The organism is Henriciella marina DSM 19595 (assembly GCF_000376805.1).
Classification (GTDB): Bacteria; Pseudomonadota; Alphaproteobacteria; order Caulobacterales; family Hyphomonadaceae; genus Henriciella; species Henriciella marina.
The window spans coordinates 2,506,754-2,531,790 of record NZ_AQXT01000002.1 but is presented as its reverse complement, the minus strand read 5'-3'; the positions used below and the strand labels follow the sequence as shown (position 1 = coordinate 2,531,790).

Genomic DNA, 25,037 nt, shown 5'->3' with positions numbered 1-25,037 from the left:
TCAATACCGCCGCGCCAACTCCTCGAAGAGAGGAATATCGGCAGGCGGGGCCTCATAAATGCCAAGCTCTGCCGGTTTGACCCAGGCCAGTGACTGTCCTTCGAGACCGGTGGGTGTCCCCTGCCAGTCCCGCACCTCATAAAGTGGCATTAAAAGGTGAAAATCGGGATAATTAAAACTGGCGAAACTAATCGGCTTTAACGCCGACGGCTCGACGGTGAGCTTCAATTCTTCCTTCAGCTCGCGGCAGAGCGCGGCCTCTGGCGCTTCGCCGGCTTCGAGCTTGCCGCCGGGAAATTCCCAGAGGCCCGCCATGGATTTTCCCTCAGGGCGCTGTGCCAGAAGGATGTTGCCCGCCTTATCGAAGATCGCAGCGGCAACCACCAGCAGGACAGGTCCGCTCATGTGCGGTAGGCGCCATTGATGTCGACATAGCCATGCGTCAGGTCGCAGGTCCACACGGTCCAGGCCGCCTTGCCCGCAGCCACATCGACGCGGATAGCAAGCTCATCGCCCGCGAAATGTGCGCTGGCGGTCGCCTCATCATAGCCCGGCGCGCGCATTCCGCCCTCGGCGACAAGGTGATCGCCGAACCAGATGCGCATTTCGTCCTTGAAGATCGGCTCCAGGGATTTGCCGACCGCCATGACGATCCGGCCCCAATTGGCATCGCCCGCCGCCATCGCCGTCTTAATAAGCGGCGAGTTGGCAATGTGCATTCCGATCGTCTTGGCGGACGGCTCTGACACGGCTCCCTCGACGCGGATCTCGACGAATTTCGACGCGCCCTCGCCATCCTTGACCAGCTGATGAGCAAGATCGCCCAGCACATCGCTGAGCGCCCCTCTGAAGCCGTCCAGACGCGGATCGTCCGCCGCGTTGATCATCGGCGCGCCGGATTGCCCGGTCGCGAACAGCATGCAGCTATCCGATGTCGAAGTGTCACCATCGACGGTGACTGAGTTGAGCGTCCGGTCGACGGTTTCACGCAGCAGCTGGTCGAGCACGGCTGGGCTGATCGCAGCATCGGTAAAGAGGTAGCAGAGCATCGTCGCCATGTTCGGCATGATCATGCCGGAGCCCTTGAGGATGCCCGCTATGGAGGCGTCTGTGCCATCAATCTCCGCCGTGGCGCCGGCGCCCTTTGGATAGGTATCGGTAGTCATGAAGGCCCTTGCGCAGGCCTCCCAGTCTGGCGCGCCGAGCTTGTCTTCAAGCTGCGGCAGCATCTCGCCGACATAGTCCGGATTGGGCAGCGGCTCACCGATGACCCCGGTCGCGCCGATGAAGCATTGCGCGCGGTCCACTTCGAGCGTCTGCGCCATCGCTTTCAGCGTGGCTTCATTCTTCAGGATGCCCGCCTTGCCCGTGAAAGCATTCGAATTGCCCGCATTGACCACCAGCGCGCGGCCGACGCCCTTGCCGAGCTTCAGCGCCTCGCGGCACCAGTCGACATCCGCCGAGGCGGTGTGTGAGCGCGTGAAGACGCCAGCCGCTGAGGTGCCTTGCGGCATGACAAAGAGGAAGACGTCCTCGCGCTCCACGCCGCGCCGGGCATAGAAACCGCGCGAGGCTGTTGCGGCGCGCACGCCTTTGACCACCGGCAGCTCTGGAAAGGAGGCAGGTGCGAACGGAGACGGGGTCAGCTTCACTCTGGCGTCTCCATGCCGTCTTCAGACGTTTCATCTGCATTGGCGCCCTCATCCGCATCGGCAGGAAGCGCCTGTTCTGTACTTTCCTCGTCTGCATCGCCCGCATCTTCGGCAAGCCTTCGCGCGACGAGGTCGCCATCGCGCTGCTCGATCTCGGCGCTGGCGCGCAGGTCCTGGAGGATCTGGCTGATCTGCGTGAAGGTCAGATAGGTAACGATTTCAGGCCGCATCTCTTCGCGTGTCTTTGGCGGACGCGTGCGGCGCTGCTCGACCTTCACAATGTGCCAGCCTTGTTCGGACTGGAATGGTTCGGAGATTTCGCCAGCTGGTGTATCTGCGATCACGGCTGGAAATGGCTCGATCATGTCGTTGGGCGAAACCCAGCCGAATGAGCCGCCATCAAGCCGGGTGCGGGTGTCTTCCGAATTTTCAAAGGCAAGCGCTGTGAAATCTTCGCCTGCGCGCGCCTGTTCGAGCACAGTCTGCGCCTCCTCCTGCGTTTCCAGCAGGATATGCCGGATGCGAACCTCGTCATCGAGCTGCTGGAGGCGCACCTGTTCTTCATACATACGGTCGATCGCCGCTTCATTCACCTGCGTGGCGACGAGGTCTTCCATCAGGAAGTTGCCAAGCAGGCGCTCGCGCGCCGTTTCCAGCCTGCGCTGGGCGGCCGGTGTCCGGTCGAGGCCGCGGCGAACGGCTTCCTGCGCCAGGAGGCGTTGGTCGATCAGCTGGTCGAGGACAAGCTCGTAGTCGTCATGCTCTGGTCCGAAGGCGTCGCCGGGCTCGATCCGGCCCTGGGCAACCGCTTCCAGCTCTACATCGGAGAGGTAGATCGGGTCGCCATTGACGAGCGCGGCAGCCGACGCATCGAACCCGACGGGACGGCGCACATCGCTGGGGCCGTCGCTCTGGTCGCAAGCGCCAATGGCAAATGCCGAGGCAAGCGCAAGTACAATGAATGAGAACCTCTGCCTATGCATGCCTAAGTCCTTGTGTTCGCGCTACAGCCGTTCGCATTGACACCATTTGGCGGCGTTCTTAAGTCTCCCGCGGGGACTGGTCGAGAGGTTTAGTCACCCGCCGCGCGCAAGCTCTACGTGCGCCTCCTGTACATACCGTTTCTGGTCAGGAGCTATCCTTCAAGTCAACAGCGCAGATTGGTGCTTGTTTCCATGCTCTCCCTAGCCCGCAAAATGTTCGGTTCCGCGAATGACAGACAGATCAAGCCGATGCGCAAGAGCGTCGAGCGGATCAACGCGCTGGAGCCCAAGATGCAGGCGCTCTCTGACAGCGAACTGAAGACAAAGACAGAGGAATTTCGAGGCCGCCTCGATGATGGCGAAAGTCTCGATGACCTCCTTGAGGAAGCTTTTGCCGTTGTTCGCGAAGGCTCTGTCCGCGCCCTCGGCATGCGCCATTTCGACGTTCAGATGATCGGCGGCATGGTCCTGCACCGCGGCGCGATCGCCGAAATGCGCACCGGTGAAGGCAAGACGCTTGTGGCGACGCTGGCCGTCTATCTTAACGCGCTCGCCGGCAAGGGCGTCCACGTCATCACGGTGAACGACTATCTCGCCAAGCGCGACGCCGAATGGATGGGCAAGCTGTACGGCTTCCTCGGCATGACCACCGGTACGATCGTCCACGGGCTGAATGATAATGAGCGCAAGGCCGCTTATGCCTGCGACATCACCTATGGCACGAACAATGAGTTCGGCTTCGACTATCTGCGCGACAATATGAAATACTCGCTCGACCAGATGGCGCAGCGCGGTCACGCCTATGCCATCGTCGATGAGGTCGACTCCATCCTGATCGACGAAGCGCGCACACCCCTGATCATCTCAGGCCCGACCGACGACCGTTCAGAGCTCTATATCACGATCGACAAGCTGATCCCTGAGCTCGACGAAGAAACCGATATCGAGCTCGACGAGAAGCAGCGCTCTGTCATCTTTACGGAAGAAGGCATGGAAAAGCTGGAACGCCTGCTGGATGAGGCAGGCATGATCGAGGGCAATCTGTGGGATCCGCAGAACGTCTCGATTGTCCACCACTCCAATCAGGCCCTGCGCGCGCACAAGCTGTTTCACCGCGACAAGCAGTATCTGATGAAAGACGATCAGGTCATGCTGGTCGACGAGTTCACCGGCCGGATGATGGAAGGCCGCCGCCTGTCGGAAGGTCTCCACCAGGCAATCGAGGCCAAGGAAGGCGTCGACATCAAGCCTGAGAACCAGACGCTGGCGTCGATCACGTTCCAGAACTATTTCCGCCTCTACAAGAAACTCGCCGGCATGACCGGTACGGCCATCACAGAGGCGGCCGAGTTCGCCGATATCTACAAGCTGGAAGTCTTTCAGCTGCCGACCAACAAGCCGATCCAGCGTGTCGATGATGACGATGTCGTCTACCGGGTCGCGTCTGCGAAGTATCAGGAAATTATCACTGAGGTGAAGGACGCGCGCGCCAAGGGTCAGCCTGTCCTTCTCGGCACGGCCTCTATCGAGAAGTCAGAAATCATTTCGACGCTGCTGACGCAGGCCAAGGTCCCGCACAAGGTGCTGAACGCCCGCCACCACGAAAAAGAAGCCGAGATCATTGCTGATGCCGGCCTGCCGGGCGCCGTAACGGTCGCGACCAACATGGCTGGACGCGGTACCGATATCCAGCTTGGCGGCAACCTCGAAATGCGTCTCTGGAAAGCCACTGACGAGTTTATCGAAAAGAACGGCCGTGAGCCTTCCGAAGAGGAAGAAAAGGCGATGGAAGCCGAGATCAAGGCGGATATCGAGGTCGGCAAGAAGGAAGCGCTCGACGCGGGCGGCCTCTTCGTTCTCGGCACCGAACGCCACGAAAGCCGCCGCATCGATAACCAGCTGCGCGGCCGGACGGGGCGTCAGGGCGATCCCGGCAAGTCGAAATTCTTCATCTCGGTTGAAGATGACCTTATGCGCGTCTTCGCCGCCGACCGGCTCAACTCGATCATGAAGAGCCTTGGCATCAAGGAAGACGAGGGCATCACTCACCCCTGGATGAACAAGGCGATCGAAACCTCGCAGAAGAAGATCGAGGAACGCAATTTCGAGATCCGCAAGAACGTCCTGAAATATGACGACGTCATCAATGACCAGCGCAAGGCGATCTTCGAGCAGCGCCGCGAGTTCATGCACGCAGAGAACGTCACCGAAGAAGTGACCGACATGCGCCACGACATCATCGATGAATATGTCTCAGAAGCGATGCCTGAGAAGGCGTTCGCCGAACAGTGGGACGTCGAGGGCCTGACCGAGACGCTGAAGAACGAACTCGGCCTCGACCTGCCGATAGCCGATTGGGCGTCTGAAGAAGGCGTTGCCAATGCGGAGATCGCAGAACGCGTGCGGAAGGCCTCGGACGAGGCGTTCGAGCAGAAGGTCAAACTGGCCGGGGCCGACCAGATCAAATCGGTTGAGAAACAGGTCCTGCTCCAGGTGCTGGACAGCAAGTGGCGCAATCACCTCCAGCAGATCGACCAGCTACGCTCTGTCATTCACCTGCGCTCATACGGCCAGCGCGACCCACTGAATGAGTTCAAGGAAGAGGCCTTCAAGCTCTTCAACGAACTGCTCAGCACGCTTCGCCACGAAGTGACGCGCATCCTGATGAATATCCGCATTACGCCGCCTGCCTCGCAGGACCAGCGCGCAGCCGACCGGGCGCGCGATGAACAGGCGCTCGCAGCAGCGCGGGAATCGATCCTGTCGCGCGAAAATCTGCGTGAGACCCATCTCAACCCGGACACCGGCGACAATGAGATGACCAAGAACGTCGTCGAAGGCCCGAACGAGCCGCATGACGGCCCGCCGCTTCACCAGGCTGAAGATGACTGGTCACAGACGCCGCGCAATGCCGCCTGCCCCTGTGGCTCCGGCAAGAAGTACAAGCATTGCCACGGCTCCCTTAGCCCGGCAGGCACACAACGCGCTTAAGACGCGCTTCTGCTTTCACATTTCAAACGAACAATGAAAAAGGCCGCCCCGGATGGAGCGGCCTTTCTTTTTGAGCGAAGTCAGCTTGCGCCTTTACGGCGTGCCGTCCTTGCGGCTCCACTTCTCAAGCTGCTTGGCGAACCAGTCGCGGCCACCCCAGCCAAAGCCGATGCCGACTGCGATGGCGAGGCCAACAGCCGCGCCCATCACAAGCATTTCGGCGACATTGAGCACAAACTCACCGCCGGTCGGGTCCAGCTCCATCCGCGAAATACCAAGGATGGTTGCGAGGATGATGATCGCCCATTTCGTGACCTTGGCCACCGTGTCGCTCGCGCCATCACCTGTCGATGCCATGGCACCACTCACGATGCGGGCGATGACCACGCCAGCAAAGATGATGATTGCACCGAAGACGATCGAGGCGGCAAGATCGAGCACCGTGTAGGTCGCATTAGTCAGCACTTCGAACTCAAGCGCACGCATGGCCTGTACCAGACCAAGCAGCACGATGAAGAACAGCGCACCCTTTGCGATCACATTGGACGCGGTCATGCCGGAATCGGCACCCTTCAGGATACCAAGCTCGGCCACAGCGGAATCGACACCGAAATTCGGCAGCGTGCGCAGGATGAGATTGTGCACGAACCGCCCGATCAGCACGAAGACCGTCAGCAGGATCGCCGCGATGAGGATGTTCGGGATCGCCCCGATAATCTCATTCAGCATCTCTGTCGCTGGCTCGGAAATCGCTTCGATTGCAAGAACGTCGAAAGCGGCAATCGCACCGAAAATGCCAATGATCGCGGCAAGTACGGTTGCGGTGACACCGGAAATATTGACCGGGCCGCTGGTCAGGCCGAGGCGCGCTGGCACCGGATCAGCAAAGACGAAGACCGCCTTGGCCGTCTTCTGAACGACGTTTGCGACGATCATGAAGACAATAAAGATCAGGATGGCGCCGAAGATGTTCGGCAGATAATTGAGCACATCGCTGAGCATGCCATTCAGCGGCTGGACGACCTGCGTCAGAGAGAGCCGCGTCAGCGCCTGGATGACGCCGATCAGCATCACGATCCAGAAGGCCGCTATGCCGAGACTGTCGCCTAGCGACTTGGTTGCCTTGCCGTCCGGATCGGTTTCGCCCTTGCCGAAACCGGTCTTGTTGACGGCTGTCGAAATCGCCCACTTCAGCAGAAGCGCGACGAAGTATGCGCCAATGAGGATAAGAATCGCGAATAGTATATTCGGTCCGTAATCCTGCACTTGCGCGACTGTATTGTTCCAGAATTCTTCCATGCTCAGCCCTTTCGTTTTCAACGAATGCCAACCCTGATTCCGAGTTGTACACTGCAAAGGGAACTAGGGCCGAGCTAGCCAGTTCCAAATAAAGCGCCGGGATCGTCTGCCAATGTATAGGCAACGTGGTCCTTCAAGGCCTCTGTCACCTCTGCCGCATCCCCAAGAAGCGAATAGGTCGGGATTGGCTGTCCAAACGTCAGCTCGAATTTGGCGTGCGTCTTGTTAAGCAGTTCATTGAACAGCGTAATGTCGCGCAGCTCGCCATTTATCTGGCTGAGCCTGTAGAAGAGCTTTGAGTTTTCTGCCCCGACATGGAGCGGCACGATGGGTGCGCCCTGCTTGCGCGCCAGGCTGACCACTGTCGAGAACCAGGCCTGCTCGGTCAGGGTGCCCTCAACTTTCTTCGCAAGCTTTCCAGACGGAAAAATCACGACGCACTTTTCCGCCTCGAACGCCTCCGACGCGCGTTTCAGAGTTTCGCGTGTTTTGGCCGGGCTACGCTTTCCGGGCACCCACTCAATTGGGATAATCACATCCTGGAATTGCGGATTGACCCGAATGGCATCGGCGTTGGCGAAAAAGACAACATCCTGCCGACGCTTGATCAGCGCATCCCAGACGGCCACCCCGTCTGCCAGTCCTGTCGGATGGTTGGCAGCGACGACGACGCGGCCCTTTTCGGGAAGCCTGCCCAGATGGGCGATGCTCAGCTCGACTTTGAGGACGTCCGACAGATACTCGAACGACTGACGCCCGTTCAGCGTCATCAGCGTATCGGCCATGTTGCGCGCCTTGCCATAGCCTAGCAGCGCGTAAAGCACGCGCCGTGTAACCGGCCAGGACCAGTGGGCGACAAAGCTTGGACAGCGCTCGGCAATGAGCGTGTCAACGATGTGCTGGTCGCTCTCCTCGATATCCTGAAGAAAGGCCGACCTGTTTTTTGCTTCGTTTACAGTGCCATCAGGCATCTCAACTCCCTTTGAAGCATCCCGGCCGCCCTACATCAGCGGTCAGTGTTGACGGTAGCATATAAAATCGGCGCTTTGCGACGGGCTCAAGCGGTAACCAGATAGGTGGACCTGTAAACACTTCAGCAAGGTTCGCTTTACCAAGCTTAAAGGCGGCGGTGTCAGAGTGCCTTCATTGAGGAAGAACGCTCCGTTTCATTTCGGACGCATTCACATACAGGGTAGAGCTTTATGAAAGTACTGTGGATCGAGGATCATGAGCCGGTGCGCGACATGCTGGCGGTTGCTGCCGACAAGGCAGCGCGGGCGCGCGTGCAGGTCGACCTGGTCCTGGCCCACACGCTGATGGAAGCCGAGCGGCGTCTGCGCCTTGAACGCTTCGATCTGGTGATCACGGAACTGACCCTGCCCGACAGCTATGATGGCGACATGACGATTGCGCGCCTTGCAAATATGGGCTCACACCGGATCGCCGTTGCCTCGATCAACCCAGACCGCGATTCAATCGTCGGCACCGCGCTTCGGTGCGGCTGCAATATTGCGAAGACCCCGGTCTTCAAGGCGAGCCTGCCCTATAACCGCTTCATTCAGCGCCCAGAGGCCATGCTCGACTTCTTCTTTGAGCAGATGCCTGCGCCGGAACAGACAGGCCGCATCGCGGCAGCCTGATCGACAGCGGCACTGCACAAGCTTTTGCGCCAGAAACTGGCAATGCCACAAGACTTAATCAAAGCTTTCCGCGATAGCCGGAATTTATTAGCCGTTCTTGGTCAGACCCGAAACTATCCTCTGCTTAATCTGTACTTGAGGAAGAGGGTGTCTATGAGCAATCAGGGCGATAGCTACGGAGCGAAGACCAGTGCCGCCTTCTGGCCATCCAGCTGGTCGCTGCGCACGATGGATCAGGCGCGCGTCCACCAATATCTCGTCATATTCAGCGCGGGCGCCATTCTCCTCACAGTGGGATTCGTCATCGCATCCATGATCGCGGCGGGCAATTATCCGCTTGGAGTGATGGCGATTGTCGATGCCGCGACGGCGCTTGTGCTTTGCCTCGCAATTGTGCTCGCCTTCAGGCGGCAGGCGCCGACACTCCAGATCCTGCTGATCTGCATATGCGTACCGGTCAATCTTGTTGCGGAGATCATGCTGCAAGGCGCAGCCGCCTGGATTGGGTTGATGCTGCTGGGGCTTAGCGCATTCATGTGGGGGCTTCTCGCGCCTGTATGGGTGGCGATACTCTATACGGTCGGACTGATCGCGTTCTTCAACATCTATCTCTCCACCAATCCGGAAGCGGCGATCATTTTTTATGGTCGCGACGAGACCTTCCTGACGGCCATCGCGCTCAGCATCGTGGCGATGGCCAGCGCGCTTGCCGCTATCTTGCCGAGAAAGATCACAGGGGCCGCCTACGCCTCGCTCAACAAGGCCGCCCGCCAGGAAACGATCCTGAAGCAGCGCTTTGCGCACTATGCAACGCTCGCCTCCGACTGGCATCTCGAAATCGATGAACATGGCACGGTCACCGACTTCTTCGGAACTGGCGATGCGGTTGGCCGGCACTGGCGAACGATTCTCTTCGACTGGGAAGCGCAGGCCGACACATTTCACCAGGCGCTGCAAACACGCACCCCTTATGAAAAAATCAGAGCCACCCTTAACCTTGAAGGCCAAAGCCGCCGGGTCGAATGCACGGGCGAGCCGGTGTTTCATGAGGATGGCGCATTTGCCGGATACCGGGTCATCGCGCACGACATCACCGAGAAAGCAGAAGCCGAAGAAAAATTGAAGGCCCTCGCCCTTCGCGACCGGCTGACCGGACTTGGCAACCGTCATGCGTTCAATGCCTCGATCGAAGCTGGCCAGAACAGGCTGTCCAGTGAGCCGACAGCCGTCATCTGCGTCGACCTCGACAACTTCAAACATATCAATGATCGACAGGGCCATGAGGCTGGCGACATCGCCTTGTGCGAGCTTGGCGCCCGCTTCCGCGGTCTGGAGGAAGATATTCCGGGCCTTGAGGTCTTCAGGCTGGGCGGCGATGAATTCTGTGCGCTCCTGCAAGTCCGGTGGGACGCTGAGGGGGGCAACCGGCTGGCGGCCCGGTTTGTTGACGCGATATCACGACCTGTCGAGATCGATGACCGGCTCATCGATCTTGCGGCCTCCATCGGCATCGCCTCCACCAGTGAGACGACGCCCCTCGCCGGGGCGCTTGAACGTGCCGATGCCGCCGTCTACGAAGCCAAATCACTGGGCGGTGGGCGTGTCGTGATCTGCGACGGAGATGTGGAGACACGCCTCGACCGGCGCCTTGCCATCCGGCGAGACCTGACCCAGGCAATCACCTCAAGCCAGATTCACTTTCAATATCAGCCAATCTTCGAGGTCCGGTCAGGCAAACTCAGCGGCGTTGAGGCTCTCGCGCGGTGGAGCCACCCTGACTACGGAAACATCTCTCCCGATGAGTTCATTTCCATCGCCGAAAGCAGTCGGACGATCATCGCGCTCGGCCAGTACACATTGCGGCGAGCCTGCACAGAAACGCTTCAATGGATGAAGACAAACGGCCGGCCCCTCAGGCTGAACGTCAACGTATCGCCGGCTGAAATCATGAGCGATGGTTTCGTCGGCTCGCTTTTCGACATCCTCGAGGAAACCAGGTTTCCACCAGATCTACTCGAGCTGGAGATTACGGAGCGCGGAATTCTCGAGGACATGAACGCCTCCCGGGACCAGCTCAATTCCATACGGGCGCGCGGGGTGACGGTGTCGCTAGACGATTTCGGAACGGGTCACTCCTCCCTCAGCCGCCTTGAAAGCCTGCCGGTCGACCGGATCAAGATCGACCGGTCCTTCTTTGCGCAAGCCGCCCAGAGCAGCAGAGCGCAGAAACTCGTCGCCCTGATGTCCCGGATGGGAGATGTTCTGGACGTCGACATCGTCGCCGAGGGCATCGAGACCGAGGAACAGTTGACGCTTGTCAGGCTCGCCGGATTTGCGAAAGTTCAAGGCTATCTTCTTGGTCGGCCAGCCAGTCTTGAAGACCTTGTCATCCCCGAAGGCGATGAAGGGATTGCCCCGCTGAAGAACATCGCCTGACCAGCAGAGACCCGCTGGCCGGTGCCTGTTGTCTGGTCACCTGCCACAACACCGCATCGGGACGATATTTCCAGTGTTTTTCCGGCCCGCCTTGCGATAGGCAGCGCTGATGGACCAACTTTCCGTCTTTCCGGCCACGCTGACGCTGATCGCGATCAATGTTGCCGCCAGCATCTATGGCTGGCTCAATCAGAAATTCCTGCTCGCAAACCTCTTTCACATAGAGCCGATCCGGGAAAAGAATGAGTACCACCGCCTGATCACGTCAGGGTTCCTGCATGGCGGCGTCTTCCACCTTCTAATCAACATGTTCGTCCTCTTTCAGTTTGGACGCTTCATCGAATACCAGCTGGGCACGCTCTCTTTCCTCTTCGTCTATTTTGCTGCGCTTCTAGGCGGCAATCTCTGGGCGTTGCTTGAGAACTTCCGCGCGCCAGACTATCGCGCATTGGGTGCATCCGGGGCGACATCGGGCATGATCCTCTCCTTCTGCCTGTTCCAGCCTTTCGCGATGCTGCTTTTCTTCATCATCCCGATGCCTGCGATCGTTTTCGGTATCCTTTTTATCGGGATCAGCACCGTGCTGGCCCAGCGGGAGAACCGCATCATTGGCCATGAGGCGCATCTTGGCGGCGCGATTGCGGGGCTCATCGCGACAATCGTTGTGGCGCCGCGATCGTTGTCGATCTTTTCAGACCAGGTCGCTCGCGTGCTTGGTGGAGGCTGATCCTGAATGAGCGTTGAGCAGGAATACGACAAGCGCATCGAGGCGGGCCAGCTCACCGAGGACAGCGCCCAGCGCGAAGCTGCCCGCAAGCTCGACAGCGTGCTCGAACGCCTCGCCGAGGCAAAGCCAGCTGGCCTGTTCCGCAAGGAAACCAAGGTAAAGGGGCTTTACCTCTGGGGCGGCGTCGGGCGCGGCAAGTCCATGCTGATGGACCTGTTCCACGACCTTTCCCCAGTGAAGGCGAAACGCGTCCACTTTCATGAATTCATGGGGCGTGTGCACGATGAGATGAATGCCTGGCGCGGAATGAGTGAAGACGAACGCAAGCGCGCGGACCACCGCGTCAAAGGCGCTGGCAGTGACCCGATCCCGCCTGTCGCCAAGCTCATCGCGTCCGAAGCCAAGCTGCTCTGCTTCGATGAGTTCCAGGTTTCGCAGATCGCAGATGCGATGATCCTTGGGCGCCTATTCGAAAACCTTTTCGAGGACCGTGTGACGGTCGTCGCAACCTCTAACCGCCATCCCGACGAGCTCTATAAGGACGGCCTCAACCGTCAGCTCTTCCTGCCCTTCATTGAGCGCATCAAGGACGAATGCGATATCTTCGAACTTGCCGCCGAGCGCGACTACCGCCTTGAGCGGCTGACGGCCGCCCCCGTCTGGCACGTCTCCAATGATCCGATCGCACGTGAAAAGACGCTGGACGAGGCATTTGACCGGCTGACGCTCGGCGCGCGGCCCAATCAGTGCGTGCTGCATGTGAAAGGCCGGAAGCTCCAGGTCACGCGGGAGGCCGCAGGTGTTGCGCGCTTTTCCTTCCCGGAGCTCTGTGCCCGGCCGCTTGGCGCACGCGATTACCTCGCCATCGCGGCGACCTTTCACACGGTGCTCCTCGACGACATACCTCAGCTCTCACGAGACAAACGCAACGAAGCCGCCCGCTTTGTGGCGCTGATCGACGCCCTCTACGAAGCCCGCGTCAAACTGGTCGCGACATCTACCGCAGAGCCGGAAGACCTCTACCCGTCAGGCGATGGAAGTTTTGAATTTCAACGCACGGCAAGCCGTCTGTTCGAGATGCGCTCACGCGAGTATCTCGCCCTCGAGCACCGCACACCTCCGCGCGCAGAAGATATCAGCGCCGATCAAGAGAGCATGGAGTCCGCACCCAACAGCGAGGCATAAAAAATCCCCGCACCTGGCGGGGATTTTCTGAAATCGTCTGTTCGGGGGCGGCCTAGACGCCGAAACCCTTGAACTTGTCCTTGAAGCGCGACACGCGGCCACCGCGGTCAAGCTGCTGGTTGCCACCGGTCCAGGCCGGGTGCGAGCTGGAATCGATATCCAGCGTCAGGCGGTCGCCTTCGTTTCCAAATGTCGAACGGGTTTGATACTCCGTCCCGTCGGTCATGACGACGGTGATGAAGTGATAATCGGGATGGCCTTCGGCTTTCATCGTCTCTAGTCCTCGCGTCAGCGGCCTACCTGCGCGGTTTGGCCTCTGTGAAAATCGGAAAGCGGGGTCTTAGTAGATTGAGGCCCAGCCCGCAAGGGGCCGAGTGCCAAGGAAGGTGCAAGAGATGAGCGAGGCGACAAGCCAGATCAGCGACGACCGCCGCGAAACGCTGCCCGACCAGGGTGGCAGCGACCGGCCGAAGGCGCGGACCATAAAGCCGCTCGCCCTGCTCTGGCCTTATGTGCGCAAGCACCTGACCCTCGTTTTCGTCGCGCTCTTTTTCCTCGTTGTCTCGACAATCGCGGCGCTCTCCATTCCGTGGCTGTTCGGCCAAGCCGTTGATGCCGGCGCAGGCGGCGCAGGCGGCGCAAATGGTGCAGCGCTGCTTGAGACGATCGACCAGTATTTCCTATACGTGCTGCTCGCCGCCATCCTGATGGGGATTCTGAGCGCGCTGCGGTTCTATTTCGTCTCGCGCTTTGGTGAGCGCGTGGCCGCCGACCTGCGCACGGACCTCTATGCCAAGCTGCTGCATCTCGGCCCGCGCTTTCATGCCGGGATGCGCTCTGGCGAGAGCGTTTCACGTCTCACAGCCGACGTCACGCTGATCGAGCAATTCCTCGGCACGACAGCGTCGCTTGCCACCCGGACCATTCTCTCCACGACTGGCGCGATCGCCATGATGCTCATTACCAACTGGAAGCTTGGCGGTACGCTCTTGCTAATGATCCCGCTGGCCATGCTGCCTGTGCTGATCATCGGCCGGATCATTCGCGGCGCATCCAACCGTGCTCAGGCGCGCCTCGCCGATGCAGGGGCACAGGCCTCCGAAGCACTGGACGCCATCGAGCTGGTCCAGGCCTATGGCCAGGAAGAACGCCGCCGGATCAGCTTTTCCGGCGCCGCAGAGGCTGTCTTCAAGGCCGCGCTGAGACGCATCACGGCCCGCGCCTTCATGATCCTTGCGGTCTCCGTCATGTTGCTCGGCGGCATGGTCGGTATCCTCTGGCTCGGGGCGCGGGCCGTCGCGACCGGGCAGATGTCGCCCGGTGAGCTGACACAGATGATCCTCTACGCCTTCTATGCAGGCTCCGGCTTCGGCATGCTGGCAGAGGTCTGGGGCGAAGTCATGCGCGCCGCCGGGGCCAGTGACCGGGCCAGTGAGATCCTCGGCGAAACGCCTGAGATCCTGCCTCCCAAAACAGCGCGCGCCCTTCCCGTCCCCACTCAAGGTCACCTGATTTTCGACGCCGTCGACTTCTCCTACGGCACAGAAGATAGCCCGGCTCTGCACAGCTTCAGTCTCGATGTGCAGCCGGGGGAATTCGTGGCACTTGTCGGCCCGTCTGGCGCCGGCAAATCAACCGTTTTTCGGCTCGCGCTTCGCCTGTTTGATCCGCAATCGGGCCATATCAGTGTCGACGGCATCGACGCACCTGAAACAGATCCGGCCATCTGGCGCAGCCAGTTTGCCTATGCCCCGCAGGAATCGGCTCTCTTTACCGGCACAGCGCGTGAGAATATCGCGTTCGGCGCGCGCGATGGCACCGCCCCTGACGCGGACCTGATCGAGGCCGCCCGCATGGCAGAGGCCTGGCAGTTCCTGCAGGACAAGGGCGGGCTTGAGGCAGAGCTTGGTCAGAAGGGCCGCAGCCTGTCGGGCGGACAGCGCCAGCGCGTTGCCCTTGCCCGCGCGCTGGTGAGGCAGGCCCCCGTCCTGCTGCTCGATGAGGCGACGTCCGCGCTCGACAGTGAAAGTGAAGGACTTGTCCAGAAAGCGATCGCAAGCGCCGCAGAGGGCCGCACGACACTTGTCATCGCGCACCGCCTGTCGACGATCCGGCGCGCGAACCGCATCATTGTGATGGATAAGGGAAAGATCGTGGAAGAAGGCAGCCACGAGTCGCTGGTCAAGAAAGGCGGGCTCTATGCACGGCTCGCAGAGATGCAATTCGCCAGCGAGACGGCTTAGTCGGCTAGCGGAAGGCTTTTGACTTGCGCAGGCGCTCGGTCAGTTTCGGCAGCAGCGGCTCGTTCGCAGCAACGATATTGCCGGTCGTCAGCACGTCGCCGCCTTCGATCTCATCGACGAAACCGCCTGCCTCGCGCACCAGCACGATGCCAGCCGCAATGTCCCAGGGTTTGAGACCCCATTCCCAGAAGCCGTCAAAACGCCCGGCTGCGACGTAGGCAAGATCCAGCGCGGCAGAACCGTAGCGGCGGATGCCAGCAGTCACGGGCGTCAGCGCCGCCATCTCTTGCGAAAAGCGGAAATGCGATGCCTCGCCTTTGCCGATCCATGGCGTCCCTGTGCCAAAGACGGAGTCTTCGAGGTTCTTGCGGTTGGCGACAATCAGCTTGCGCTGGTCGAGCCATGCGCCGCGGCCCGTCTCGGCCCAGAAGATCTCATTCTTGGCGACGTCATAGACGACACCGGCCAGCAGCTTGCCTTCGCGCTCCAGCCCGATCGAAACCGCATAGTGCGGCTGGCCATGCAGGAAATTCAGCGTGCCATCCAGCGGATCAACGATGAACCGGTTGGACTTGTCAGACCCCTCGACCACGCCGCGTTCTTCCATCAGGAAGCCATAGCCCGGCCGCGCCTTGGCAAGGCTCTCATAGATGATCTCTTCGGCGCGGTGATCGGCGTTGGAAACAAAGTCTCCAGGGCCCTTTTTGGAGACCTGAAGGTTTTCCACTTCACCAAAATCGCGCGCAAGTGAGCGGCCCGCCTGGCGGGCGGCATTGATCATTACGGTTCCGACGGGGGACGGTTTGGACATTTAGGGGGCCTGTTTAGTCGGCGCGTTTCAGATAGGTCGTGTCAGAGGTCTGAACGACGATGCGCTCATCCTGGCCAACGAAAGGCGGGACCATGACACGGATGCCATTCTCGCAAATCGCAGGCTTGAAGCTGTTGGCAGCCGTCTGGCCTTTAACCACCGGCTCGGTTTCCTGAATGGTCAGGATAACTTGGTCTGGAAGCGAGATGCCGATCGGCTTTTCGTCATAGAATTCGATGACGACGACCATTTCGCTCTGAAGGAAGGCTTCCTGCTCGCCGATGAAATCCTTCTGGATCTCGATCTGCTCATAGGTTTCCTGGTCCATGAAGGCATGCGCTTCGCCGGCGTCGAACAGGTATTGATAGTCCTTCTGCTCGAGACGGATCTTCTCGACAGTCTCCGAGGAGCGGAAACGCTCATTCAGCTTTGAGCCGTTGAGCAGATTGCGCAGCTCGACCTGGTTGAAAGCGCCGCCTTTGCCGGGTTTGACGGAATTGGTCTTAACCGCGCGCCAGACGCTGCCTTGATGTTCGATAACATTTCCGGGCTTGATTTCATTGCCATTGATCTTGGCCATGCGCGAATTTCCTGTAAGTCGATGATGGGCGCGAGGTAGCCGTGGCAGCGGCCATGGTCAAGCTGACAGACACGGCTACGCTGGACACGAGGCAGCGTATCGGGTTTTCTCCGCACCGCTGCGCACACGCAAAAAGGGTATATTTTTATGAACTGGCTGTCGAATTTTCTGAGCTTCGAAAAGCCGATGGGCGAGATGCTCACACGGCTCCTTTTCTATCTCTTCATCATCTTCATCCTGTGGCGCGGCGTGGAATCGCTGGTCTTCTATCTCACCTATTTCGGCGAGAATTTCGGCATGGCGCTATGGGGCATTCTGAAGACGCCGGTCCTCGTGATCGTGCAGCTGCTCATCCTGCGCGTTTTTACCGAATTCGTGCTCTCAGTCCTGCGCCTCGACAAAACGCACGAGTGATCGCTGGCCCCCGGCTCGTCCTTCGACTTCGCTCAGGATGAGCCTTTTTTCCAAACGCTTTGGGGCACGCTCATCCTGAGCGAAGTCGAAGGGCGAGCGTGCTTGCGCAGGCAAAAATCAAAACGCCGTAGCCGCCTCATCGAGCGCGGCATTGAAAGCCCGCACGGCCGCTGCAGGTCCATCCTTGTGCGCCCAGACGCTTGCGCTCACCGCCAGGAAGTCTGCGCCCGCCAGTGACAGCGCCTTGGCACGCTCAGGCGTGATGCCGCCAATCGCGGCGCAGGGCAGCTCCATCACGCTTTGCCACCAGGTCAGCAGCTCGGTATCGGCAGGCACCGTGTCGGCCTTTGTCTCGCTTGGGAAAAATGCACCGAACGCCACATAATCGGCGCCCTGCTCGCCGGCTTCCATGGCGATATGGCGCGAATCCTTGGCAGTCGCCCCGATGATCGGCTGCTTGCCGAGACGCGCGCGCGCCGCTTTCACCTGCATATCCAGCGCGCCAAGATGCACACCGTCGGCGCCGACCTTCTCGCAGACATCGACGCTGTCATTGATGATCAGCGCAATCTCGCGCTCCCGGCAGAGCGGCAGGAGAGCCCGCGCCACAGCCTCGGTCGTGGCCTCGTCGATCAGGCCATCCGGCTTTATCCGCACCTGCAGACTGGCAACATCGCCGCCCGCGAGCGCGCTTTCGAACGTCTTCGCAAAGGCAGCGACGTCCGGCACGCTGGCCGGGGTGATGAGGTAAAGGCGGGTACGTTCGCGGGTCGGTTCGGTCATGGCGCCTAGGTAGCGCGTTGCCTCGCCGCCGCAAAGCCCACCTAGCTGAAGTCGGGCGTAAAGCGGATATTGTCCTTCTCAATCCCCTTGAGAACCACATCGAGGCCGCCTGACTTGATCATCCATTCAAGCCGGTGGTCGCGGTATTCGCGCTTGAACAGGCCCGCCTCGACCGCACCGCTAACGTCCTGCATGCCAGCCACCGAGGCGATGGCCTCCTCAGCACTTTTCGAGACGCTGCTCCGCGCCATGGCCCGCTTATGCCAAGCGGCAAGCTTGCTGCCTTCAGCCGGCGCAAACCCCATGCCTGCAGAGCCATTGATGTAAGGCACCACGGAAAGATCGCCCCAACCGAAATTGTCACCAGTGAACCAGTCGCGGTCGCCCAGCTCCCGCTCCAGCCACTGATGCAGGCCCGCGATCTGCTCGCCTGCGCGCGTCATGATCCTGTCTTTCAACGCTCCGGTGGCGCGCTTGAAATTGTTGAGCTCACCAAGGCCCCAGTTGATCGGCTCATAATGGCAATCCATCACGTCCTCGATGAGGCGCACGCGGGCGCGCTCCAGCGGCGCGGCTGGCAACATGGGCGGGGTCGGCCATTTGTCCTCGATATATTCGAGAATGATCGTGGAATCGAAGATCGCCGCATCGCCGTCGCGCAGGAAGGGCACCTCGCCGCGCGGATTCCCGGTCATGAAATCATCCGGCGTCGTGCCCGTGCCGATCCCGGCTGGCAGGCGCGTCTCGAAATCTATGCCCTTCTCACGAAGAGAGATTTTCACTTTCTGGGCATAGGGCGATAGCGGGTGTTCATAGACGATAAGCATGTGGCGGCGGTCTCCTGAAGGTCCGGAGACACCCACTCACCGTCTATGGCCTAGCGGAAGGCAAGCCTCTTTCGGTGTGAGATACGCGTTGACGTCGAGTGGACCTCAGACGGCTCGCTGGCGCCCCAGAAGCACTGCTTTGATATCACCCTTCTCACGCACTGTGAGGAAGAACAGGTACGGCAATAGAAACCCGGCCCCGCCAAAGAGCGCAGGCACTGCGAGCAACAGCCCGCGCGCCGAGAACGCATCCCGCCAAGCGGTCCAGAGCGCTGACAGGATCAGGAAACAGAGGAAGTCGAGATTGAACTGGCCGGGCCATACAACCCGGCCAATGTCGCCAAAGAAAATCGGCAGCAATCCCCAGCCATGCTGAAGGATAACGGCGCCCGTATAGAGAAAAAGGCAGACCCAGAGACCCACCAGAAGAATCCTGAAGCCTGTCATCTCAGCCTGCCCGCGAAGCCTCGCATATATTCTTGATCGAGTCGCCGAGCTTCGCATTGAAGTCCTCGTCCGACTGGGCAATCGACAGGCCTTCGGTGAGCGCGCGCGAGAAGCTTGCAATCATGCCGGTATTCTTTGCCAAGCGCGCGCAGGCCTCTTCGCGTGAATAACCGCCTGACAGGGCGACAACGCGCATGACTTTCGGGTGGTCGACCAGCGGCTTGTAAAGGTTGGTTTCTTCCGGAAGCGTCAGCTTCAGCATGACTTCCTCGCCGTCCGGCAGGGCGTCCAGCTGCTTGGTGATCTCTTCGAGAAGGATCTGTTCTGCTTCTGCCTTGTCAGCGATGGTGATCGTGACTTCCGGCTCAATGATCGGCACGAGGCCGTGGCTGAGGATCTGCTTGCCGACTTCGAACTGCTGCTGCACCACGGCCGCGATGCCCTCACGGTTTGCGGCATTGATGACAGAGCGCATCTTGGTGCCGAAAATGCCCTTGTTCACGGCGCGCTTGAGAAGCTCCTCGAGACCCGGCATCGGCTTCATGACCTGCACGCCGTCTTTCTCGTCGGCAAGGCCCTTGTCGACCTTCAGGAACGGAACGACGCTGCAGTCTTCCCAGAGATACTGGGCAGTTGGCTTGCCTTCGATTTCGCCGTCCATCGTCTTTTCGAACAGGATGGCGCCCATCACCTTGTCGCCATTGAAGGCTGGCGCGGTGATGATGCGGGCGCGCATGTCGTGGACGAGCGCAAACATCTCGTCGTCATTGGTGTAGGCGCTTTCCTCAACGCCATAGAGACGCAGCGCCTTCGGCGTAGAGCCGCCCGACTGGTCCAGTGCTGCGATAAAGCCGTCTTTCGTCGCGGCCTGCTGTCTCATCTCTGCGTTTGCCATTTGGTGCGGTCCTCTTCCCCGTCGTGCAATCTTGTCAGTTCTAGTTTTTCTTAAGGGCCTCGACGCCCGGCAGCGGCTTGCCTTCCATCCATTCAAGGAAGGCCCCGCCAGCGGTCGAGACAAAGGTGAAATCCCCGGCAACGCCTGCATGGTTGAGCGCGGCAACCGTATCGCCGCCGCCTGCAACAGCAATCAGATTGCCATCCCGGCAACGACTTGCTGCCGCGCGTGCAGCCTCGACCGTCGCCTTGTCGAAGGGGGTCGTTTCGAACGCCCCAAGCGGGCCGTTCCAGACCAGCGTCTTGGCTGCATCCATGGCGATCGCAAGAATGCCGACCGATTGTGGCCCGGCATCGAGGATCATCTCATTGTCCGCGACTTCGCCCGTCGAGCAGATACGGTGGTCGGCGTTCGCGACAAATTCCTTCGCCACGACCACGTCCTGCGGCAGGATAATGTCGCATCCGGCAGCGGCAGCATTCTTCTCGATCTCACGGCACGTATCGGTGAGGTCATGCTCACAGAGCGACTTGCCGACCGAATGGCCGCGCGCCGCCAGGAACGTGTTCGCCATACCACCGCCAATGGCGAGGGCGTCCACCTTTGAGACGAGATTCTTCAGAAGGTCGATCTTGGAAGACACCTTGGCCCCGCCAACGACGGCCAGCACCGGGCGCTGCGGGTTGCCAAGGGCAGCTTCCAGCGCGTCGAGCTCACGTTCCATCGACTTGCCGGCATAGGCCGGAAGACGGCGGGCGAGCCCTTCGGTCGAAACATGCGCGCGGTGCGCCGCAGAGAAGGCGTCGTTGACATAGATGTCGCCAAGCTTCGCCATCTCATCGGCCAGTGTGTCGTCATTCTTCGTCTCGCCCGGCTTGAAACGGGTGTTTTCGAGAAGGACAACGCCGCCTGCCTGGATGGACGCGATCGCGTTCTGCGCAGCTTCGCCCACACAATCACCGGCAAAGGCCACAGGCGCGCCCAGGACCCGGCCGAACGCTTCGGCAACAGGCTTCAGGGTGAGCTCCGGTTTGACCTCACCTTTCGGACGGCCGAAATGCGCCAGTAGCGCAACTTTCGCGCCCTTGTTCGTCAGGTACTCGATCGTCGGCAGCGCGGCGCGGAGCCGTGTGTCGTCGGTGACCTTACCGGCATCGTTGACCGGCACATTGAAGTCGACGCGCACAAGCGCCGTCTTCAGTGACAGGTCCTCGATATCCTCAATCCGTTCGAAATCAGACATGGAGACGCTCCTTGTTCGGAGTTTTCTCTAGATAAGCTTCGACATCGCAATGGCGGTATCGCTCATGCGGGTCGAGAAGCCCCACTCATTGTCATACCAGGACAGGATCGAGACGAGATTGCCGTCCAGAACCTTGGTCTGGTCCGTGTGGAAGACAGACGAGTGTGGATTATGGTTGAAGTCGATCGAGACGTTCGGCGCATCGGTATAGCCAAGCACGCCTTTCAGCGGGCCGTCGGCAGCCTTGCGGATCGCATCATTGATCTCTTCGACCGTGGTTGAGCGCTTGGCAATGAATTTGAGATCGACAACCGAGACGTTCGGGGTCGGCACGCGCATCGCGAAGCCGTCGAGCTTGCCATTCAGTTCCGGCAGGACGAGGCCAACCGCCTTGGCGGCGCCGGTCGAGGTCGGGATCATCGACATCGCAGCCGCGCGGCCGCGATAGAGATCCTTGTGCATCGCATCGAGGGTCGGCTGGTCACCGGTATAGGAGTGGATCGTCGTCATGATCCCCTTCTCGATGCCGATCGTGTCGTTCAGCACCTTGGCGACAGGCGACAGGCAGTTGGTGGTGCAGGACGCGTTGGAAACGACCAGATCGTCCTTGGTCAGCGTCTCGTGGTTAACGCCGTAGACAATCGTCTTGTCGGCGCCAGAGGCTGGCGCAGAAACCAGCACACGCTTGGCACCGGCTTCGAGGTGGGCAGACGCCTTTTCCTTCGAGGCAAAGATGCCCGTACATTCCATGGCGATGTCGACGCCATTTTCCTTATGCGGAAGATCTTTCGGGTCACGGATCGCGGTGACCTTGAAGGACTGGCCGCCAACCTTGATCGTGTCGCCATCGACGGAGACATCCATCGGCAGGGTGCCGTGGATCGAGTCATACTTCAGGAGGTGCGCATTCGTCTCGACAGGCCCGAGATCATTGATCGAGACGATCTCGATATCGTCTCGTTCATGTTCGAGGATCGAACGCAGTACATTCCGGCCAATCCGGCCAAATCCGTTGATGGCTACACGAACCGCCATATTGTCTTCTCCATTCCGGCAAATTTTTGAGGCTGAAAACCTCGTCTTCTTGACGCCGGGGTTTAGCTGGCTCCATCGGCGCCGTCCAGCACGACAGGGCCGTGAAGGTACGATCTAGCGCACTGAATTGCAGGATTCCGGCCAGTTTCCGCTTGGTCAGCCCACAGAGAGGCGTTCGCGTGACAGATTCTCATCAACCACGACCGCCCTCGGTATTGACTGACGAGGCCACGATTCGTCTTCAGACCTTCAGCGCGGCGCGTCGGGTGTCTCGAAAAGGCTGATCCCCTCGCCGCGCGAAATCCGCACCAGCATATAGGCCAGCAAGCCGACCGGGCCGAACAGGAAGCTCGCCAGGATACAAGGCGCGACAGCGAGATGCGGCAGACCACGTCGGAGGGCATCCCGCCCGATCCAGGCGCCAACAAAAAGGTCGAATACAAGGTAATGCGTCCAGCCAACGATTACGCCATTGGGATGGTCGAAAAGGGCAGCGACCGCCGCGACCGACCCCATGCCAACGCCCTCTGCCGACTGGCCAAAGAACATCGAGGCAAACAAACAGATCGTATAGAGCGAGCCATAGGCCAGCGGATAAATGCCCGAATGGACCACCAGCCCCGTCGTCCGCCAGCGCGGCACCAGCAGAAGCAGTAGCCAGGCCGGGATCACCAGCGCGTTGATCAGCGTGTAAAGCAAATTCCAGTTCATCTCGGCCTCCCTCAAACCTTGGAAGACAGGCCTAGATCAGTTCGATGACGCGCTCTACCCGAAAACGGGCCGCCCCGACTTTATGAGACCAGCGTGCGCGCCAGTTCATCAATGGCTTCTGGCGTGATGCCGAACCGCTCATAGAGGTCCTGATAGGGTGCGCTGGCCCCGAAGCTGTCCATTCCGACAAAGCCGCCGCGGGCGCCGATCCAGCGGTCCCAGCCAAAGCGCACACCTGCCTCGATCACGATACGCGGCAGGTCACCCCCCAGCGTCTCGGTCTGGTAAGCGGCAGATTGCTCAGCGAAGAGTTCAACACATGGCATCGAAACGACACGAGCGCTGATGCCGCCCTCGCGCAGCATTTCCTGCGCCCGCACCGCGATATCGACCTCTGAGCCGGTCGCAATAAGGACGATCTGCTCCTGGCCATCCCCGGACGACAGAACGTAACCGCCCCTGGCCGACAGGTTTTCGTCCGTATGCGCCTTACGCACACTGCCGACCGTCTGGCGGGTCAGCGCCATCGTGGACGGGCCATCGGTTTTCTTTAGCGCCAGCTCCCAGCATTCGGCGGTTTCGACCCCGTCAGCGGGTCGGAAAACATGCATGTTCGGCATCGCCCGAAGGCTGGCGACATGTTCAACCGGCTGGTGGGTCGGGCCGTCTTCGCCAAGCCCGATGGAGTCGTGCGTCATCACATGGATGACCCGCTCACCCATCAACGCGCCAAGGCGGATTGCGGGGCGGGAATAATCTGCAAAAACGAGGAAAGTCCCTGAGTAGGGAATGATCCCCTTGTGCAGCGCCATACCGTTCATCGCCGCCGCCATGCCATGCTCGCGCACGCCATAATGGATATAGCGACCGGCCCAATTATCCGGCGTCATGGGGGCCTGGCATTTCGCCTTGGTATTGTTCGAACCCGAAAGGTCAGCCGACCCGCCCACCATTTCCGGAATAGCGGCGGCCAGCTTTTCAAGAACGGCGCCAGACCATTTGCGCGTCGCATCATCCTTGTCGCTATCGACAACGTCCTGCTTGTGGGCCCGCACGATGGCTTCGATGTCGCCTAGCTCGCCTGCCAGCGCCGCATCGAACGCCGCCTTCTCGCCAGCGGCGCCGTGGCGCTTCTGCCACTCGCCATGCTGACCGGCCGCATGCGCGCCTTCGCGCTTCCATGCGTCAGCGATTTCATCCGGCACCACGAACGGCGCATGGTCCCAGCCGATATTCTTGCGGATGCCGGCAATCTCTTCGGCGCCATAGGGGCCGCCATGGGCCTTGCCGGTGCCTGCGATAGTCGGCGCGCCATAGCCGATGATCGTCTTGCACGCGATCATGACCGGCTTGTCCTGGTCCTGCGCCCAGCTCAGCGCCTCATGGATTTCTTCGGTATTGTGTCCGTCAATGGCCTTCGTCGCCCAACCAGCAGCCTCGAAACGGGCGCACTGATTGGTCGAATCAGAAAGCTCGGTTCCGCCATCAATGGTGACAGAGTTGTCGTCGAAAAGAACAATCAGCTTGTTCAGATTCATATGCCCGGCCAGCGTGATCGCTTCCTGGCTGACACCTTCCATGAGGCAGCCATCACCCGCAACGACCCAGGTTTTGTGGTCGACAAGATCATCCCCGAAGCGCGCATTGAGGTGGCGCTCAGCGATCGCCATGCCGACGGCAGTGGCGATCCCTTGGCCGAGCGGGCCAGTCGTCGTCTCGACCCCGGCTGTGATGAAGTTTTCCGGATGGCCCGGCGTTTTTCCGCCCAGCTGGCGGAAATTGCGGATGTCATCACGGCTGACACTGTCATAGCCGGTCAGGTGCAGCAGCGAATAGATAAGCATGGAGCCATGCCCGGCCGAGAGAACAAACCTGTCGCGGTCCGGCCAGAACGGATCGGCCGGATCATGCTTCAGATAGCGCGTCCAGAGGACCGTTGCGACATCGGCCATCCCAAGGGGGAGGCCCACATGACCAGACTTTGCCTCTTCCACAGCATCCATGGAGAGCGCACGGATGGCATTCGCCATATCCTTGTGTTCAACCGCCATAATTCACCCTGTTGAGTTTTATTTCGCTTTGGACGGAGCGGCGCTCGGCTGTCAACCAGCTTGGCACGTGGGGCTGCATCCTGC

Annotated in this window: 23 protein-coding genes; 7 read left to right on the top strand and 16 right to left on the bottom strand. The window is 60.2% G+C overall.

Annotated elements, in window-relative coordinates:
- From F550_RS0112560 to F550_RS17765, 3 genes are read right to left on the bottom strand one after another with little or no spacing between them, the layout of a single operon-like run.
- Window positions 1-405, bottom strand: a complete 405-nt coding sequence (locus F550_RS0112560; RefSeq protein WP_018148917.1) for a (deoxy)nucleoside triphosphate pyrophosphohydrolase — start codon at window positions 403-405, stop codon at window positions 1-3.
- Window positions 402-1,652, bottom strand: coding sequence for a bifunctional glutamate N-acetyltransferase/amino-acid acetyltransferase ArgJ (gene argJ, locus F550_RS0112555; RefSeq protein ID WP_018148916.1), 1,251 nt, complete (start codon window positions 1,650-1,652; stop codon window positions 402-404). The genes F550_RS0112560 and argJ overlap by 4 nt, the downstream gene beginning before the upstream one ends.
- Complete coding sequence (locus F550_RS17765) at window positions 1,649-2,635, bottom strand: peptidylprolyl isomerase (protein WP_018148915.1); 987 nt, start codon at window positions 2,633-2,635, stop codon at window positions 1,649-1,651. Before F550_RS17765 ends, argJ begins: the two co-directional genes overlap by 4 nt.
- Window positions 2,636-2,827: 192 nt before the next feature.
- Here F550_RS17765 and secA point away from each other — a divergent pair, with 192 nt between their 5' ends.
- The gene (secA, locus tag F550_RS0112545) at window positions 2,828-5,626 is read left to right on the top strand and encodes a preprotein translocase subunit SecA (RefSeq protein WP_018148914.1); all 2,799 of its coding nucleotides are present in this window, start codon (window positions 2,828-2,830) and stop codon (window positions 5,624-5,626) included.
- Between the two features lie 93 nt (window positions 5,627-5,719).
- Here the strand turns inward: secA and F550_RS0112540 are convergent, their stop codons facing one another.
- Both F550_RS0112540 and F550_RS0112535 read right to left on the bottom strand, forming a co-directional pair.
- The gene (locus tag F550_RS0112540) at window positions 5,720-6,925 is read right to left on the bottom strand and encodes a mechanosensitive ion channel (protein WP_018148913.1); all 1,206 of its coding nucleotides are present in this window, start codon (window positions 6,923-6,925) and stop codon (window positions 5,720-5,722) included.
- Window positions 6,926-6,999: 74 nt separating this feature from the next.
- Window positions 7,000-7,896: a GNAT family N-acetyltransferase gene (locus F550_RS0112535; protein WP_018148912.1), complete on the bottom strand. Its 897-nt coding sequence runs from the start codon at window positions 7,894-7,896 to the stop codon at window positions 7,000-7,002.
- A 231-nt stretch (window positions 7,897-8,127) separates the two neighbouring features.
- Here F550_RS0112535 and F550_RS0112530 point away from each other — a divergent pair, with 231 nt between their 5' ends.
- The 4 genes from F550_RS0112530 (at window position 8,128) to zapE (ending at window position 12,913) form a co-directional block, all read left to right on the top strand.
- Entirely contained in the window at window positions 8,128-8,565 is a 438-nt protein-coding gene (locus F550_RS0112530) for a DNA-binding transcriptional response regulator (RefSeq protein ID WP_018148911.1), read from the top strand.
- Between the two features lie 153 nt (window positions 8,566-8,718).
- On the top strand, window positions 8,719-11,001 hold the full coding sequence (locus F550_RS0112525) for a putative bifunctional diguanylate cyclase/phosphodiesterase (RefSeq protein WP_018148910.1): 2,283 nt from the start codon (window positions 8,719-8,721) through the stop codon (window positions 10,999-11,001).
- 109 nt (window positions 11,002-11,110) lie between these two features.
- Window positions 11,111-11,728 carry a rhomboid family intramembrane serine protease gene (locus F550_RS0112520; protein ID WP_018148909.1) on the top strand — a complete coding sequence of 206 codons (618 nt, stop codon included), beginning with the start codon at window positions 11,111-11,113 and terminating at the stop codon, window positions 11,726-11,728.
- A 6-nt stretch (window positions 11,729-11,734) separates the two neighbouring features.
- Window positions 11,735-12,913: a cell division protein ZapE gene (gene zapE / locus F550_RS0112515; protein WP_018148908.1), complete on the top strand. Its 1,179-nt coding sequence runs from the start codon at window positions 11,735-11,737 to the stop codon at window positions 12,911-12,913.
- A gap of 52 nt (window positions 12,914-12,965) precedes the next feature.
- On the opposite strand, the gene rpmE is transcribed toward zapE, so the two are convergent.
- Entirely contained in the window at window positions 12,966-13,184 is a 219-nt protein-coding gene (gene rpmE, locus F550_RS0112510; protein WP_018148907.1) for a 50S ribosomal protein L31, read from the bottom strand.
- Between the two features lie 124 nt (window positions 13,185-13,308).
- Between rpmE and F550_RS0112505 the strand changes: the two genes are divergently transcribed.
- Window positions 13,309-15,156, top strand: coding sequence for an ABC transporter transmembrane domain-containing protein (locus tag F550_RS0112505; protein WP_018148906.1), 1,848 nt, complete (start codon window positions 13,309-13,311; stop codon window positions 15,154-15,156).
- A 4-nt stretch (window positions 15,157-15,160) separates the two neighbouring features.
- Here the strand turns inward: F550_RS0112505 and F550_RS0112500 are convergent, their stop codons facing one another.
- Window positions 15,161-15,967, bottom strand: coding sequence for an inositol monophosphatase family protein (locus tag F550_RS0112500; RefSeq protein WP_026180758.1), 807 nt, complete (start codon window positions 15,965-15,967; stop codon window positions 15,161-15,163).
- Window positions 15,968-15,980: 13 nt separating this feature from the next.
- Window positions 15,981-16,547: an elongation factor P gene (gene efp / locus F550_RS0112495; protein WP_018148904.1), complete on the bottom strand. Its 567-nt coding sequence runs from the start codon at window positions 16,545-16,547 to the stop codon at window positions 15,981-15,983.
- Window positions 16,548-16,694: 147 nt separating this feature from the next.
- Here efp and F550_RS0112490 point away from each other — a divergent pair, with 147 nt between their 5' ends.
- A complete protein-coding gene (locus F550_RS0112490) occupies window positions 16,695-16,961 on the top strand; it encodes a DUF4282 domain-containing protein (RefSeq protein WP_018148903.1) in 267 nt (88 codons plus the stop codon).
- A gap of 117 nt (window positions 16,962-17,078) precedes the next feature.
- Here F550_RS0112490 and thiE read toward each other — a convergent pair whose 3' ends face one another.
- The 8 genes from thiE to tkt all read right to left on the bottom strand — a co-directional run bounded on the left by thiE (window position 17,079) and on the right by tkt (window position 24,953).
- Window positions 17,079-17,744, bottom strand: coding sequence for a thiamine phosphate synthase (gene thiE, locus F550_RS0112485; RefSeq protein ID WP_018148902.1), 666 nt, complete (start codon window positions 17,742-17,744; stop codon window positions 17,079-17,081).
- Between the two features lie 41 nt (window positions 17,745-17,785).
- A complete protein-coding gene (locus F550_RS0112480; RefSeq protein ID WP_018148901.1) occupies window positions 17,786-18,571 on the bottom strand; it encodes a glutathione S-transferase family protein in 786 nt (261 codons plus the stop codon).
- Window positions 18,572-18,676: 105 nt separating this feature from the next.
- A complete protein-coding gene (locus F550_RS0112475) occupies window positions 18,677-19,018 on the bottom strand; it encodes a hypothetical protein (RefSeq protein WP_018148900.1) in 342 nt (113 codons plus the stop codon).
- 1 nt (window position 19,019) lies between these two features.
- Window positions 19,020-19,913, bottom strand: coding sequence for a fructose bisphosphate aldolase (locus tag F550_RS0112470; RefSeq protein WP_018148899.1), 894 nt, complete (start codon window positions 19,911-19,913; stop codon window positions 19,020-19,022).
- A 40-nt stretch (window positions 19,914-19,953) separates the two neighbouring features.
- Entirely contained in the window at window positions 19,954-21,156 is a 1,203-nt protein-coding gene (locus tag F550_RS0112465; protein ID WP_018148898.1) for a phosphoglycerate kinase, read from the bottom strand.
- Window positions 21,157-21,183: 27 nt separating this feature from the next.
- On the bottom strand, window positions 21,184-22,191 hold the full coding sequence (gap, locus tag F550_RS0112460; protein ID WP_018148897.1) for a type I glyceraldehyde-3-phosphate dehydrogenase: 1,008 nt from the start codon (window positions 22,189-22,191) through the stop codon (window positions 21,184-21,186).
- A gap of 249 nt (window positions 22,192-22,440) precedes the next feature.
- The gene (locus tag F550_RS0112455; protein WP_018148896.1) at window positions 22,441-22,902 is read right to left on the bottom strand and encodes an ABA4-like family protein; all 462 of its coding nucleotides are present in this window, start codon (window positions 22,900-22,902) and stop codon (window positions 22,441-22,443) included.
- Window positions 22,903-22,982: 80 nt separating this feature from the next.
- Window positions 22,983-24,953, bottom strand: coding sequence for a transketolase (tkt, locus tag F550_RS0112450; protein ID WP_018148895.1), 1,971 nt, complete (start codon window positions 24,951-24,953; stop codon window positions 22,983-22,985).
- Between the last annotated feature and the right edge of the window lie 84 nt (window positions 24,954-25,037).

Coding starts and splice junctions, on each gene's coding strand:
- F550_RS0112560 (WP_018148917.1), bottom strand. CDS start 405: ATGAGCGGACCTGTCCTGCTGGTGGTTGCCGCTGCGATCTTCGATAAG.
- F550_RS17765 (WP_018148915.1), bottom strand. CDS start 2,635: ATGCATAGGCAGAGGTTCTCATTCATTGTACTTGCGCTTGCCTCGGCA.
- secA (WP_018148914.1), top strand. CDS start 2,828: ATGCTCTCCCTAGCCCGCAAAATGTTCGGTTCCGCGAATGACAGACAG.
- F550_RS0112540 (WP_018148913.1), bottom strand. CDS start 6,925: ATGGAAGAATTCTGGAACAATACAGTCGCGCAAGTGCAGGATTACGGA.
- F550_RS0112535 (WP_018148912.1), bottom strand. CDS start 7,896: ATGCCTGATGGCACTGTAAACGAAGCAAAAAACAGGTCGGCCTTTCTT.
- F550_RS0112530 (WP_018148911.1), top strand. CDS start 8,128: ATGAAAGTACTGTGGATCGAGGATCATGAGCCGGTGCGCGACATGCTG.
- F550_RS0112525 (WP_018148910.1), top strand. CDS start 8,719: ATGAGCAATCAGGGCGATAGCTACGGAGCGAAGACCAGTGCCGCCTTC.
- F550_RS0112520 (WP_018148909.1), top strand. CDS start 11,111: ATGGACCAACTTTCCGTCTTTCCGGCCACGCTGACGCTGATCGCGATC.
- zapE (WP_018148908.1), top strand. CDS start 11,735: ATGAGCGTTGAGCAGGAATACGACAAGCGCATCGAGGCGGGCCAGCTC.
- rpmE (WP_018148907.1), bottom strand. CDS start 13,184: ATGAAAGCCGAAGGCCATCCCGATTATCACTTCATCACCGTCGTCATG.
- F550_RS0112505 (WP_018148906.1), top strand. CDS start 13,309: ATGAGCGAGGCGACAAGCCAGATCAGCGACGACCGCCGCGAAACGCTG.
- F550_RS0112500 (WP_026180758.1), bottom strand. CDS start 15,967: ATGTCCAAACCGTCCCCCGTCGGAACCGTAATGATCAATGCCGCCCGC.
- efp (WP_018148904.1), bottom strand. CDS start 16,547: ATGGCCAAGATCAATGGCAATGAAATCAAGCCCGGAAATGTTATCGAA.
- F550_RS0112490 (WP_018148903.1), top strand. CDS start 16,695: ATGAACTGGCTGTCGAATTTTCTGAGCTTCGAAAAGCCGATGGGCGAG.
- thiE (WP_018148902.1), bottom strand. CDS start 17,744: ATGACCGAACCGACCCGCGAACGTACCCGCCTTTACCTCATCACCCCG.
- F550_RS0112480 (WP_018148901.1), bottom strand. CDS start 18,571: ATGCTTATCGTCTATGAACACCCGCTATCGCCCTATGCCCAGAAAGTG.
- F550_RS0112475 (WP_018148900.1), bottom strand. CDS start 19,018: ATGACAGGCTTCAGGATTCTTCTGGTGGGTCTCTGGGTCTGCCTTTTT.
- F550_RS0112470 (WP_018148899.1), bottom strand. CDS start 19,913: ATGGCAAACGCAGAGATGAGACAGCAGGCCGCGACGAAAGACGGCTTT.
- F550_RS0112465 (WP_018148898.1), bottom strand. CDS start 21,156: ATGTCTGATTTCGAACGGATTGAGGATATCGAGGACCTGTCACTGAAG.
- gap (WP_018148897.1), bottom strand. CDS start 22,191: ATGGCGGTTCGTGTAGCCATCAACGGATTTGGCCGGATTGGCCGGAAT.
- F550_RS0112455 (WP_018148896.1), bottom strand. CDS start 22,902: ATGAACTGGAATTTGCTTTACACGCTGATCAACGCGCTGGTGATCCCG.
- tkt (WP_018148895.1), bottom strand. CDS start 24,953: ATGGCGGTTGAACACAAGGATATGGCGAATGCCATCCGTGCGCTCTCC.